Source organism: Streptomyces sp. NPDC054887, from assembly GCF_053610585.1.
This window is the reverse complement of sequence record NZ_JBSGYQ010000001.1, coordinates 216,801-230,125: the sequence shown is the minus strand read 5'-3', so window position 1 is coordinate 230,125 and position 13,325 is coordinate 216,801. Positions and strand designations below refer to the sequence as shown.

The 13,325-nt window shown below is 73.6% G+C and carries 9 protein-coding genes and 2 tRNA genes; 2 read left to right on the top strand and 9 right to left on the bottom strand.

Features of this window, described 5'->3' with window-relative positions:
* Nucleotides 1-26: 26 nt before the first annotated feature.
* From ACWGH0_RS01030 to ACWGH0_RS01000, 7 genes are all read right to left on the bottom strand, one after another.
* Nucleotides 27-1,535, bottom strand: a complete 1,509-nt coding sequence (locus tag ACWGH0_RS01030) for an MFS transporter (protein WP_453401978.1) — start codon at nt 1,533-1,535, stop codon at nt 27-29.
* Between the two features lie 192 nt (nt 1,536-1,727).
* Nucleotides 1,728-2,450: a response regulator transcription factor gene (locus ACWGH0_RS01025; RefSeq protein ID WP_453401977.1), complete on the bottom strand. Its 723-nt coding sequence runs from the start codon at nt 2,448-2,450 to the stop codon at nt 1,728-1,730.
* A 94-nt stretch (nt 2,451-2,544) separates the two neighbouring features.
* The gene (locus tag ACWGH0_RS01020; RefSeq protein WP_453401976.1) at nt 2,545-3,435 is read right to left on the bottom strand and encodes an amidohydrolase family protein; all 891 of its coding nucleotides are present in this window, start codon (nt 3,433-3,435) and stop codon (nt 2,545-2,547) included.
* Between the two features lie 73 nt (nt 3,436-3,508).
* Entirely contained in the window at nt 3,509-3,850 is a 342-nt protein-coding gene (locus tag ACWGH0_RS01015) for an antibiotic biosynthesis monooxygenase family protein (protein WP_453401975.1), read from the bottom strand.
* Nucleotides 3,851-3,948: 98 nt separating this feature from the next.
* Nucleotides 3,949-4,836: a DUF2797 domain-containing protein gene (locus ACWGH0_RS01010; RefSeq protein ID WP_453401974.1), complete on the bottom strand. Its 888-nt coding sequence runs from the start codon at nt 4,834-4,836 to the stop codon at nt 3,949-3,951.
* A 173-nt stretch (nt 4,837-5,009) separates the two neighbouring features.
* Nucleotides 5,010-5,082: transfer RNA gene (locus tag ACWGH0_RS01005), tRNA-Arg, on the bottom strand.
* A 220-nt stretch (nt 5,083-5,302) separates the two neighbouring features.
* A tRNA-Ser gene (locus tag ACWGH0_RS01000) sits at nt 5,303-5,393 on the bottom strand.
* A gap of 205 nt (nt 5,394-5,598) precedes the next feature.
* Here ACWGH0_RS01000 and ACWGH0_RS00995 point away from each other — a divergent pair.
* Both ACWGH0_RS00995 and ACWGH0_RS00990 read left to right on the top strand, forming a co-directional pair.
* Nucleotides 5,599-6,096, top strand: a complete 498-nt coding sequence (locus ACWGH0_RS00995; RefSeq protein WP_453401973.1) for an SSI family serine proteinase inhibitor — start codon at nt 5,599-5,601, stop codon at nt 6,094-6,096.
* A 238-nt stretch (nt 6,097-6,334) separates the two neighbouring features.
* Nucleotides 6,335-10,852, top strand: a complete 4,518-nt coding sequence (locus tag ACWGH0_RS00990; protein ID WP_453401972.1) for a PAS domain-containing protein — start codon at nt 6,335-6,337, stop codon at nt 10,850-10,852.
* 81 nt (nt 10,853-10,933) lie between these two features.
* On the opposite strand, the gene ACWGH0_RS00985 is transcribed toward ACWGH0_RS00990, so the two are convergent.
* Both ACWGH0_RS00985 and ACWGH0_RS00980 read right to left on the bottom strand, forming a co-directional pair.
* Nucleotides 10,934-12,580, bottom strand: a complete 1,647-nt coding sequence (locus ACWGH0_RS00985; RefSeq protein WP_453401971.1) for a long-chain fatty acid--CoA ligase — start codon at nt 12,578-12,580, stop codon at nt 10,934-10,936.
* 115 nt (nt 12,581-12,695) lie between these two features.
* Nucleotides 12,696-13,274 carry a SigE family RNA polymerase sigma factor gene (locus ACWGH0_RS00980; RefSeq protein WP_453401970.1) on the bottom strand — a complete coding sequence of 193 codons (579 nt, stop codon included), beginning with the start codon at nt 13,272-13,274 and terminating at the stop codon, nt 12,696-12,698.
* Nucleotides 13,275-13,325: the final 51 nt, after the last annotated feature.

Genomic DNA, 13,325 nt, shown 5'->3' with positions numbered 1-13,325 from the left:
TCCGGTCCGGTCCCCCGCTCCCGATGCTATGCCGCTGCTTGTGCGGACGAGTCTGCCCGCTCGGCCCGCCGCAACAGCGCCGCGGCGAGAAGTCCGCCCGCGAGCACCGCGACGGCGCCGACCAGTTGACTGGTCCCGACCCCGGAGGCGAAGGCGTCCGCGATACGGGCCCGCTCCCCGGGGCCGTCCGCCGCCGCCAGCGCCGCGGGCAGCGAGGCCGCGGCGACCGCCCCGGGTACGAGAGCGGCGAAGCGGGAGTTCAGCACCGCGCCCAGGACGGCGACGCCCAGCCCGTTGCCGAACTCGGCGAGGGTGCCGTTGATCCCCGCGCCGACACCGGCCTTCTCCGGCGGTATGGCGCCCATGATGGCGTTGGCCATGGCGGGCATCGCCAGCGAGATGCCCGCGCCCATCACGATGAGGCCGCACAGCATGCCCCCGTAGCCGGATCCGCCGAACAGGGCGATCGCGGCGAGCCCCGCCGAGAGCAGCGTCATGCCGGAGGCGATGGTTCCGGGCGTACCGAGCCGGGGCAGCAGCCGCGCGCCGACGCCGGTGAGGTTGAGCGCCACGACGGTCAGGGCGAGGGGCGCGGTCCGCAGGCCGGCCTCCAGGGGCCCGTACCCGAGCACGAACTGGAGGTGCTGCGTGAGGAGGAACAGCGAGCCGCCCATCCCGAACGCGACGAGGATCGCGCCCGCGACCGCGCCGACGAAGCGCTGGTCGCGGAAGAAGTGCAGGTCAAGCATCGGGTACGGGATGCGCAGCTCCCAGACGGCGAACGCGCCGAGCACGACGACGCCGGCCGCGGCGGAGGCGAGGACCCGCGTGGAGGTCCAGCCGTGCTCGGGCCCGGAGATGATCGCGTACACGACGGCGGTCATGCCGACCGTGGACAGCAGCGCGCCGAGCAGGTCCGGGCGGTCGCCCTGCTTGCTCCTGGACTCCGGTACGAGGGTGACGACGGCGGCCAGGCCGACCAGCGCCACGGGGATGTTGATGAGGAAGATCGCGCCCCACCAGAAGTGGTCGAGGACGACGCCGCCGATCAGCGGGCCGACCGCGAAGCCGAGCGAGTTGACCGTCGACCACAGGCCGATGGCCTTCACCCGCTCGGTGTCGTCGAAGATCTGCACGACGACGGCGAGGGTGGTCGTGATCAGCAGCGCGCCGCCGACGCCCATGCCGGCGCGGGCGGCGATCAACTGGGTGCTGGACTGTGCGAGTCCGGCGACGAGCGAACCGATCCCGAACAGCGCGAGCCCCGCCAGCAGCATCCTCTTGCGGCCGTAGCGGTCGGCTGCGCTGCCGGCGGTGAGCAGGAGACCGGACTGCACCAGGGAGTACGCGTTGATCATCCACTGGATGTCGGCGGTGGACGCGTCCAGTTCCTCGGTGAGGGAGGGGATCGCCACGTTGAGGACCGTGTTGTCGAGCAGCACGGTGAGCTGGGCGAGGCAGATGACACCGAGGATGAGCCAGCGCTGCGGATGGCCCTGCGCGGTGGGGCGGTTCTCGGCGGTCGTCGCCGTCATACGGGGGCTCCTCGGGCGGGGGTACGGGGGAGGGCGCGGCTGTTCCCGTACACCGTACAAGGGAGTCCTGTACGCCGTATAGTTGTTTATGGTCGGGCACGGAACGGCCGGCTTTCCGTACCCGCGCCCCCCTCTCCCCGGGCCAGTCGCTTCGGCGCTCGCCGCGCGGCCGGACCCCGTGCGGCGCGGAAGTCACCCACCGGGCTTGATCAGGTATCCCGCGCCCCGCCGGGTGTGGATCATGGGCGGCCGGCCGGTGTCGATCTTCCGGCGCAGGTACGAGATGTAGAGCTCGACGACGTTGGCCTGGCCGCCGAAGTCGTAGCTCCACACCCGGTCCAGGATCTGCGCCTTGCTGAGCACGCGGCGCGGGTTGCGCATCAGGAAGCGCAGCAGCTCGAACTCGGTCGCCGTGAGGTGGATCCCGTCGCCGCCCCGCGCGACCTCGTGACTGTCCTCGTCCAGCGTCAGGTCCCCGACGACCAGCAGCGACTCGTCGCGCACGGCGGCGACGGCCGCCCCGGAGCGCCGGATCAGCCCGCGCAGCCGCGCCACGACCTCCTCCAGGCTGAACGGCTTGCTGACGTAGTCGTCGCCACCCGCCGTCAGGCCCGCGATCCGGTCCTCGACCGAGTCCCCGGCCGTCAGGAACAGCACGGGGACGTCCGGAAGTTCGCCGCGCAGCCGCCCGAGCACGGCGAGACCGTCCATGTCCGGCAGCGTCACGTCCAGTACGACGGCGTCGGGCCGGAACTCGCGCGCGCAGCGGACCGCGCCCGCCCCGTCGCCGGCGCTGCGGACGTCCCACCCCTCGTAGCGCAGCGCCATCGACAGCAGCTCGGCGAGCGGCGCCTCGTCGTCCACCACGAGCACCCGGACGGGCCCGCCGCCGGGTCTGAGCATCTGGGTACGCATGCGCCAAGGCTGGGCGGCCCGGCTGAGAGCACTCTTTCCCGTTCCTGTGAATCGCCTGAGAAAGCCATGCGTCGCGGCCACGCATGGCCGCGCCTCACAACCCGAACAGCCGCCGCGCGTTCTCGTGGCAGACGGCCCGCAGCCAGTCGTCGCCCAGATCCAGCCGCTCCAGGGACTCCAGCTGGTGCCCGTAGCCGTACGGAATGCTGGGGAAGTCGGAGCCCAGCAGGATCCGGTCGCCCAGATCGGCCAGGCGGCCCCGTTCGGCCGTGGGGAACGGCGCGAGGCGCTCGGCGAAGTCGGTGAACGCCATGGTGGTGTCCAGCCGCACCTCGCCGTACCGCTCGGCCAGGGCGAGGAAGTCGCCGTACTCGGGCATGCCCATGTGTGCCACGACGAGCCTCAGCCGCGGATGCCGCGCGAGCAGCCGGCCGACCGGCTCGGGTCCCGTGTGCTTGCCGGGGGCGGGCCCCGACCCGCAGTGCGTGACCACCGGTGTCCCGGCGTCCGCGAGGAGCCCCCACACGGGGTCGAGCAGCGCGTCGTTGGGGTCGTACGCCCCTACCTGGAGGTGCGCCTTGAACACCCGCGCGCCGCTTTCCACGGCCTGCCGCACGTACGCCGTCACTCCCTCCTCGGGGAAGAACGTCGCCGTGTGCAGGCACTCGGGGGTGCGGGCCGCGAACCCGGCCGCCCAGTCGTTGAGCCAGGCCGCCATGCCCGGCTTGTGGGGGTAGATCATCGAGGTGAAGTGCCGCACCCCGAAATGCCTCAATATCGCGACGCGTTGCTCCTCCTCGTGCCGGTAGGTGATGGGCCATTCCAGGCCGGTCATCGGCCCGACGGCGTCGAAGTACGCCCACACCTTCCTGAGCACCTGCTCCGGCATGAAGTGCGTGTGCACGTCGATGCCGCCGGGCAGGCCGAGCCGCCCCCAGAAGCGCCGCACACCCGCCGCCTCGCCGGCACCGGCCCCAGCGCCCACCGGCCCACCCGCGGCCCCATCCGAGGCCGCGGCACCCACGGCCCCACCCGTCGCGTCTTCCGCCCCCCGCCGGTCAGCCGCGTTCAAAGCCGTAGCTCCGTTCCACCTTGGCCACGTGCACGGTGTAGCTGTCGTACCACCGCTCCCTGCCCTGCCGCTGGGCCTCCCGGTGCTCGGCGTTCCGCTGCCATGCGGCGATGGCCTCCTCGTCCCGGAAGTAACCCACGGTGATCCCGAGCCCGTCCGGTGTACGGGCCGACTCGTAGCCGAGGAAGCCGGGCACCTCCCGCACGAGCCGGTCCATGCGGGCGGCGGCCGCGCCGTATCCGCCGGCGGCGGCCTCCTGCCGTACGGCGGAGGTGAAGACGACGGCGTAGTAGGGAGGTTGACGGGCCTCGAAGGGCTTGATGTCCATGGCGATCACCTTCCGCCGCCCCCTTCCCTCCCGTCCATACCCCTTGCCCAACGGGAGCCGAAAGGGATCCAGTTCTTTGCCTCGCGGTCCCGGTCCCGTCAGAAGAGCCCGCCCTGCACCCCCCGCTCCACCGCCTTCACCGGCACCCCGGCGACCGCCGCCGCGCCCCCCGCGCCGGCCAGCTCCCAGCCGCTCATCAGGCGGGTGTCGAGCACGACCACTCCGCCGTCCCCCGTGCCCAGATGCAGGTCGGGCCCGGCGGCGGCCAGCAACCGCCCCGCCACCACCCCGTCCGGCGCCAGCTCCGTCACCACGCCGGTCATCGGCGGCAGCCCTTCGAGCCCGTACGCCCCGGCGTGATCCACCGCCGCGAACGGCGCCCGCTCCAGGGACTCGGGCCACCCCGCCAGCGCCCCGGCCCTCCGGTGCCATCCCTCGATCTCCCGCGCCCGTTCCCCAGGCGGGGGCAACGAGGCCCGCACGGCCCTCTTCTCCTTGTACGGGATCCGGTCGGGCACCCCGAGCGCCGCCCGCAGCAGCTCCTCGGTCCGCCGGGCCGCCATCAGCGGACCGCGCCCCAGCCAGGTGAACGTCACGGCCCCCTGCTCCAGCAGCCGCGCGGACCCCCGGGCGTCGGCGGTGATGCCGACCTTGACCATCCCGGGGCCGAACCAGGCCAGGTACACGGCGTACGGCTGCGGGTCGTCGGCCACCGTGTCCGCCGCCACCGAGCGCGACCGGTCGAGCCGCGCGCACTCGGGACACTGCCCGCCACTGCTGCGCCCCGGCACCGCGGCCCGCAGCGGGCACCCGCCCCGGCGCGCCCCCACGCACCGCCGCTCCGCCCCCGCGACCCGGAACCCGACATCGCCCCCGTACCCCAGCTCGCTGACACGCCGGACGTCCTCCCGGCCTCCCGCGCCTCCGTACCAGGAGAGCGCCGGCCGCCCCGCCGTCCACCGCAGCCCACCGCACAGCCAGCCCATACCCGCAGGCTAACGACCCCCACTGACAACCGGCCCCGGCAACCACCGGCGGTCCGCCCGGCGAAGAAGGGTCACGCCGCCCGAACGGATGACACGCCCCGGGTGCACCATCCACCACTTCCACCGGATACGTCAGAAGCCCCTCGGGATGATCCCGAGGGGCTTCTTGTCTGTGCACTCGGCAGGATTCGAACCTGCAACCTTCTGATCCGTAGTCAGATGCTCTATCCGTTAAGCTACGAGTGCTTGCCTGCGGCCTTGGCCACCGGTGCCACCGGCGGGGTTTTTTCTGCCCCGTCGGCGTTGCGAGAACAACATTACATGACCTGCGCCGTGACGCGAAATCCATTGGCCAGACCCGCGCTGAGCTGCGAAAACGACCTCCAGACGGGCACCGGACCGGACCCGCTCGGGCACGGAACGACCGAAGCCCCGGTCCGTGGACCGGGGCTTCGGTGATCTTGCGCGGAGGCGGAGGGATTTGAACCCTCGATGGGCTTTAAGACCCAAACCGCATTAGCAGTGCGGCGCCATAGACCGGACTAGGCGACGCCTCCAGCACACTCTCTCGCCTGCGCGAGTGGGTGCGTGCAGATGATGACACAGCCTTGCGGCATGCCACCAATCGCTGACCACGGTACTAGGCGGGCGGGGCGCAGAGCAAAGCCTTACCGGTTGCGCAACGCGCGGGGCCGCGGAGCGTTAGAGAGTGCGGGGCACCCTGCCCCCTCTTGAACCTCAGCTTGAACCTCAGGAGCCTCCATGCTGCGCCGTCTCACCCTCACCGCCGCCGCGTCCGTCGCCGCACTGTCCGCCGCCGCCCCCGGCGCGTCCGCCGTGACCGCGCCCGTTCCGCTCCCGGTGCTCCAGGACGTACTCCAGGGCGTGGGGGACAGGACGGACGACAGGGCATACGACAGGACGGACGACACGCAGGACCGGCTGACCGTGACGACGGCCGAGACGGGCAACCGCGCCGCCAACGGGACGTACGAACTGAAGTGCGGGCCCACCGGCGGGACGCACCCCGAGGCCCAGGCCGCCTGCGACCGGCTGGAGGAGCTGGCCGGGGAGGACGGCGACCCGTTCGCACCCGTGGCGCAGGACCGGATGTGCACCCACCAGCACGGCGGGCCGGCCACCGCGCGGATCACGGGTACCTGGAACGGGCGAAGCGTGGACGCGAAGTTCAATCAGGGCAATGGCTGCGAAATCTCCCGCTGGCGCCAGATGGAGCCGGTGCTTCCCAGCGTGCGTTGAGTGCCGCGCGCCGGTCCGCGCCGGGGGCGCGGCCGGGGGACTCTTACCTGGTCAGGGCGTACGTCGCGGCCTCCGATGTGCGCCCGAGCGCACAGAACCTTGGTGAGAGCTCCCCCTCATCCGCCGTCGCGGGCATGTCCCCTGCCTTTAGACTCCCTCCAGTGACAGCTTGCGGCCCGAGGGGCAAAATGAGGCCGGCTGTCGGCAAGGTGCAGTAGTTCAGGGAGGAACCGTCGTCGTGAGCAGCAGGCCATCCCGAGGCGCTGCTCGCCTCGCAGCGATACTCGACGCACTCCCTGACGGGCTGTTGCTCGTCAACTGCAACGGCACCGTCGTCAACGCCAACACCATCGCCCTGGAGACGTTCGAGTCGCCCGGCACCGGACTCGTCGGGCGCGGACTGCTCGACCTGCTCCCGACGTTCGACTCCAAGCTGATCCCCGGATCGATGCGGCGTGCGGACGGCGCGGACGATCAAGGACGCACGAAGCCCACCCGGATGATCGCGCGTCGCACGGACGGGACGGAGTTCCCGGTCGAGGTGACCAGCGCGAACCTGGAGGACGGCCGGGACGCCTACGCCTCCCACACCGAACGGTCCGGTTACACCGGCGACGAGCTGCTGATGCTCGTCGTCCGCGATCTTTCGGGCACCGTCGACACCGAGGCCGAACTGGCCCGTTCGCAGCGACAGACCGAGATGATCCTGCGGGCCGCGTCCGAGGGCGTCGTCGGGACCGACACCGACGGACGCGTGGTCCTGGTCAACCCGGCGGCGGCGCAGATCCTGGGCTACCGCGCGAGCGATCTCGGCGGCAAGGAGCTGCACCCCCTCGCCATTCACACGCGTCCCGACGGCACCCCCTTCCCGTACGAGGACTCGCCGCTCGCCGACACGCTCAAGTCCGGGCGCAAGCACCGGGTGCGCGGACAGGTCCTGTGGGCGAAGAACGGCAAGCCGGTCGCCGTCGACCTCACGACCGCCCCGGTACGGGACGGTGACCAGCTGGTCGGCGCCGTGATGACCTTCACCGACCGCCGCCCCTACGACGAACTGGTCGAGAAGCAGGCGGAGGTGCTCGACCGCGAGACCAAGCGGTACGAGGAGATGGCGGGACGGCACGCCCAGCTGACCGCCGTGCTGGGCGACTCTCTGCGCGGGCCGCTGGAGGAACTGCGCGGCGAACTGGGGACGCTGGCCTCCGACCCCGCCGGCCAGCTGTGGCCCGAGGCGAACCAGATCCTGCACCACCTGGCGGCCGGATACGCCCGTATGACCACCCTTGTCGACAATGTCCTGGGCTTCCAGCGGCTGGCGGCGGGCACGGAGCAGCTGGACAAGCAGAAGGTCCTGCTCGACGGCGTCGTGGCGGCGGGCGTCGAGGGCGCGATCGAACTCATCGGCCCGGGGCGGGCGCAGTTCGCGGTGCACGCGCCGCCGATCGAGGCCGAGGTGGACGCGGGGCGGCTGGCGACGGCCCTCGCGCACCTCGTCGCCGACGTGGCGGGGATCGACTCGACGGGCAAGGCTCCGACGGCCGCGCCGGGCGGCGGCTACACCGACTCGACGATCGTGGTGGCGGCGGCGCAGCGCGGTGAGGTCGTACGGATCGAGGTGCGCGGGCCGTACGCCGGCGGGGACCCCGTGCACGAGCCGATCGTGCGCGGCATCGTGTCGGCCCACGGCGGCGTGCTCCAGACGCACGAGGTACCGGGCATGGGCGGGAACGCGTACGTGCTGGAGGTGCCGCTCGGCGCGGGCTCCGGCGCGGTCGCCGCGCCGCAGGGCAAGGCCGCCGAACCCGACCCGGCGCCCGTGCCGACGCAGCCGGCGCCCGCGGAGGGCGGCGGGCGGCGGGCACGGCGGTCGTCCACCGACGCCTTCCTGGACGCGGACGTGGAGCGCACCGCCACGGGCGAGCAGACCGGCGCGGACGCCGTCGCGAGCGCCGCGCCCACCGGGCGGCGCCGGGCACGGCGCGACGCGGGACCGCAGGAACGCATTCCGGCGCAGGCGTCGGGGGAGAGCGGCGGGGCCGGTGCGGGCTCCGGTACGGGGCGCAGGCGCGGGCGGCCGAGCCCCGGCGAGGGCGGCGAAGGCCAGACCGGCGGTGCGGGCGGCGGCGGGCAGGCGCTTGCCGCGCTGCCGGCCGCCGCGTCCGGGCCTTCCGGAGCCGTGTCCGAGGGTTCTGTCGTCACGGCCTCGGAGGGCGCGCACGGAACCGGGCGCGCGGCGCTCGGGGAGACGGTGCCGCCGCAGGGCGTGCCCGCCGAAGGACCCGGTTCCGGGCGGCGTGCGCGGCGCGGTGAGGGCGGGGCGCACGAGAACGTGCCCGCGCTTCCCGCGCTGCCCTCCGCGCCGTCCGCGCCGTCTGCCGGGAACGAGGCACCGCAACAGCCTTCCGGGCGGCGTGCGCGCCGGGCGCTCGCGCCCGCGCAGGAGCGGTCGGAGGCACCCCGCAGCCCGTTCGCGCTGCCGCCGGCCGACGCCGACCGTGTGCCCCCGACGGCGGGCGTCGCGGACGCGTCACTGCCGGGTCGCCACGACGCCGTACGGAGCGCTCCGGACGCGGACCACACGCCTCCGCAGCCGCACCCCGCGCCGGCCCCGACGGGGCGGCGGAGGGGGCGCGGCGACGTTCCGCAGGAGTGGGCCGCGGCCCACGGCACGTCGGGTCCTGTGCCGACGGGGCTCCCGGACGCCGCCCCGCACGACAGCGGCGCCGTCTCCGTACCCCCGAACTGGTCGGCCGCGCCCGGCGGAGCGACCGCGACCACGACCGGCACGACCCAGACCTGGCCCGCCCCCGGCTTCGCCGACGGCCCCACGAGCAGCAGCGAGAACGAGGCGGAGGCCGAGGCGGGGCAGCACGGGATCGGGCAGCACGGGGCTGCGAGTGCCGGCGGTGCGGTGCGCCCCGGTGGCGCGGTGACGGGTCCTGGCGGCGCGGTGAGCCACGGTGGCGCGGTGGGTGTGACGGCTACGGCTGGGCCGACGGGTACGGCCGGGCCGCACAGCGCGGGCGGGACCGCCGGCGCGGTCGGTCCGACGGGCGCGGCCGGACTCGCCGGCGCCGTACCCGGCCCGGCGGCCGGTCACGGCGGCCCGATGAGCCCCGACGGAAGGGCGGGCGCGGCCGGCCCCGACGGATCCCTCGGCCACAACACCGCCAACGGCTCCATGGGCTCCAACGCTTCCCTCGGCTTCGACGCCCCCGGCGGCCTGGCCGGCCACCACACCCCCGCAGGCCCCACCAGTGCGCCCGGCGCGGCCGGGCCGAACGGCGCGGTCCCGGCCGGCCCCGGCGGGCCGAACAGCGCCGGCGGTGCCCACGGCGCCATCGGGCCCAACGGCGCCGCGCACGCCGCAGCGCCCCACGAGGCCACCGGGCCGGCCGGCGCGGCCGGTCTCACCGGCGTACCCGGACCGCACGACCCGGCCGGCCAGGGCGGTGCCGTCGGTGCCTCCGCAGACCCGAACGGGCCCGTCGGGTCCGGTGCCGCGGTCGCCCGGGGCGGTGCCACCGGCGCGGTCGGACCGAACGGCGCAGCACCCGCCCCCGCGCCCCAGCAGCCCCGCGCCGCACAGCCGTTGCCGCCCGCGCAGCCGCTGCCCGCCGAGGCTCCCGCGGGCGCCCACGCGCCCCCGCCGGCCGCCGACTCCACCCAGGGCCGCGCGTTCAGCGTGCGCACGCTGGGTCAGGGCATGCCGTTCGCCCAGCAGGTCGCTCAGCAGCAGAACCAGACCCTGGGCTCCGGCCGGCGGCGCAAGCTCGCCGCCGGCCGCCCGGACGCGGAAACGTCCACGCCCGCCGAGGGCACCGCGACCCAGGACGCGGCCGAGCCCGGCGCCCGGCCGCACCCCCAGGGCCAGGGCCCGCTCCAGCAGCGGCTGTCGGCCCAGGCCGAGGGGCGGGCGTACGCCATAGGCGCACCCGACGAGGGAACCGAGGGTCCCGAGCCGCTGGACGGCCCCAACGGGGCGGTGGAGGTGGCCAACCGCCCCCAGCCGCTGCCCGTGGACGACGAGTTGCCCCCGGAGCCGCTCGACAACCCGCGCCGCCTCCTGGTGTGGCCGGCCCCGGACGTCTCGACGCAGCAGGCGCTGAGCGACCGCGGCTACCGGCCCGTGATCGTGCACTCCCGCGAGGAGGTCGACGCGCAGATCGCGGCGTTCCCCGCCGCGCTGTTCGTCGACCCGCTGACCGGGCCCATCACCCGTACGGCCCTCCAGTCGCTGCGCCAGGCCGCGGTGGCCGCCGAGGTTCCGGTGCTGGTGACGGCCGGGCTGGGGCAGGCGACGCGTGAGGCGGCGTACGGGGCGGATCCCGCCGTACTGCTGAAGGCGCTCGCGCCGCGCGACAGCGAGCAGCACCCGTCGCGCGTCCTGCTGATCGAGGAGCACGAGGAGATCGCGCTCGCGCTCACCGCGACGCTGGAGCGGCGCGGCATGCAGGTCGCGCGGGCCGGCACGGACTCCGAAGCGGTGACGCTGGCGACGCAGACGCGGCCGAACCTGGTGGTGATGGACCTGATGCAGGTACGCCGCCGCCGCGCCGGGATCGTCGACTGGCTGCGCGCGAACGGGCAGTTGAACCGTACGCCGCTGGTCGTCTACACGTCGGCCGGGCTGGACGCGGGCGAACTGCACCGGCTGGCCTCGGGGGAGACGGTCCTCTTCCTCGCGGAGCGCTCGACGAGCGGCGAGGTCCAGGGCCGGATCGTGGACCTGCTCGCGAAGATCGGCACCAACTGAGCCGTCGGCACAGCGCACTGAAGGGGCCCCGCGCCGTTGCGGGGCCCCTTCAGCGGTTCCGGGAGAGCGGGAGGAACGGCGTCAGAACTTCGTGACGTCCAGCTCGCCGTCCGCGTACTGCCTGCGGATCACCTTCTTGTCGAACTTCCCGACGCTCGTCTTCGGAACGGCCGGGATCAGCGCCCACCGCTCCGGCAGCTGCCACTTCGCGATCCTCGCGGCGAGGAACGCCCGCAGCTCCTCGTAGTCCGCGGTCGCGCCCTCCTTGAGGACCACCGTGGCCAGCGGGCGCTCGCTCCAGCGGTCGTCGGGCACGGCGACGACGGCCGCCTCCGCCACGTCCGGGTGGGCCATCAGGGCGTTCTCCAGCTCCACACTGGAGATCCACTCGCCACCGGACTTGATGACGTCCTTCGCCCGGTCGGTGAGGGTGAGGAAGCCGTCGGTGCTGATGACGCCGATGTCGCCGGTCTTGAGCCAGCCGTCCTCGCTGAACTTGTCGGCGGGCCTGAAGTCCTCACCGCCCGCGCCGCCGTAGTACGACCCGGCGATCCAGGGGCCGCGCACCTCCAGCTCGCCGGCCGACTCGCCGTCCCAGGGCAGGATCTCGCCGGCGGGCCCGATCAGCCGCGCCTCGACGCCGGCCGGGAAGCGGCCCTGCGTGACGCGGTACGGCCACTCCTCCTCGGGGGTGAGTCCCGCGGGCGGGTGGGCCATGGTGCCGAGCGGGGAGGTCTCCGTCATGCCCCAGGCGTGGCACAGGCGCACGCCGAGCTTGTCGTACGCCTCCATGAGGGCCGGCGGGCAGGCGGCGCCGCCGATGGTGACGCTCGCCATGGAGGAGAGGTCGCGCGGGTTGGCGGTGACCTCGGCGAGCAGGCCCTGCCAGATGGTGGGGACGGCGGCGGCGTGCGTGGGCTTCTCCCGCTCGATCATGTCGGCGAGGGGGGCCGGCTGGAGGAAGCGGTCCGGCATGAGCATGTTGATGCCGGTCATGAAGGTGGCGTGCGGCAGGCCCCAGGCCATCACGTGGAACTGCGGGACCACCACGAGAGTGGTGTCCTTGTCGCTCAGCCCCATCGACTCGCCCATGTTGACCTGCATGGCATGCAGGTAGATGGAGCGGTGGGAGTAGACGACGCCCTTGGGGTCGCCGGTGGTGCCGGAGGTGTAACACATGGCCGCGGCGGAGCGCTCGTCCAGCTCGGGCCAGTCGTACGTGGTGGGGCGGTCCGCGATCAGGTCCTCGTACTCGTGGACCTGCGGCACGCAGCCGTCGAGGAGCGAGCGGTCGCCGGGGCCCGAGACGACCACGTGCTCGACGGTCTTCAGGTGCGGGAGGAGCGGCGCGAGCAGCGGCAGCAGCGAGCCGTTGGCGATGACGACGCGGTCCGCGGCGTGGTTGACGATCCAGGCCAGCTGCTCGGGGGGCAGGCGCAGGTTGAGCGTGTGGAGTACGGCGCCCATGGAGGGGATCGCGAGATACGCCTCCATGTGCTCGCAGTTGTTCCACATGAGCGTCGCAATACGCTGGTCGCCGTCGACACCGAGCTCGTCGCGCAGAGCGTTCGCGAGCCGTGTCGCGCGCTCGCCGGTCTCGGCGAAGGTGCGGCGGTGCGGCTCCTCCTCACCGGTCCATGTGGTGACCTGTGAGCGACCGTGGATCGTCATCCCGTGCTTCAGGATGCGGGTCACGGTCAGTGGTACGTCCTGCATGGTGCTCAGCACGGCGTCCTCCCGGTGGGCGCTACGCGGCAGTAATAGAGTGGCCTGATTCTGCGCACGTACCAAGCGGTATGTCACTACTTCCGAGGATACGAATCCGGCGCGGCCCCCCGGGGGGTCAGCGCACGGGGGCCAGTTCCGGGTCCTCCCGGAGCTTGCGCAGGGCGCGCGAGACGGCGCTCTTGACCGTGCCGACCGAGACGCCGAGCACCTCTGCCGTCTGGACCTCGCTGAGGTCCTCGTAGTAGCGCAGGACGACCATCGCGCGCTGGCGTTCCGGCAGCCTCGTGATCGCGCGCCACATCGCGTCGCGCAGCACCTGCTGCTCGGCCGGGTCGGCCGCCGGTCCGGACGCGAGGGCGGCGGCGGGCTCGGGCAGCTCGTCGGTGGCGTACTCGTCGACCTTGCGCTTGCGCCACTGGGAGGTGCGGGTGTTGAGCAGGGCGCGGCGCACGTACCCGTCGACGGCGCGGTGGTCCTGGATGCGGTCCCAGGCGACGTACGTCTTGGTGAGCGCCGTCTGCAGCAGGTCCTCCGCGTCGCACGGATTGGCGGTGAGCGAGCGGGCGGTGCGCAGCAGTACGGGTCCCCGGGCGCGTACGTAGGTGGAGAACGACGGGCAGGGCGCCGGCGTCGCCGCCGTGGTCGCCCCCGTGGTCGCCGCCTTGGACGCGCTGGTGCAGACAGGCGTGGTCATGGCTCCCACGCTAGGAGCGTGCCGTGCCTCGCGGATCGGCCCCAGGTCCCG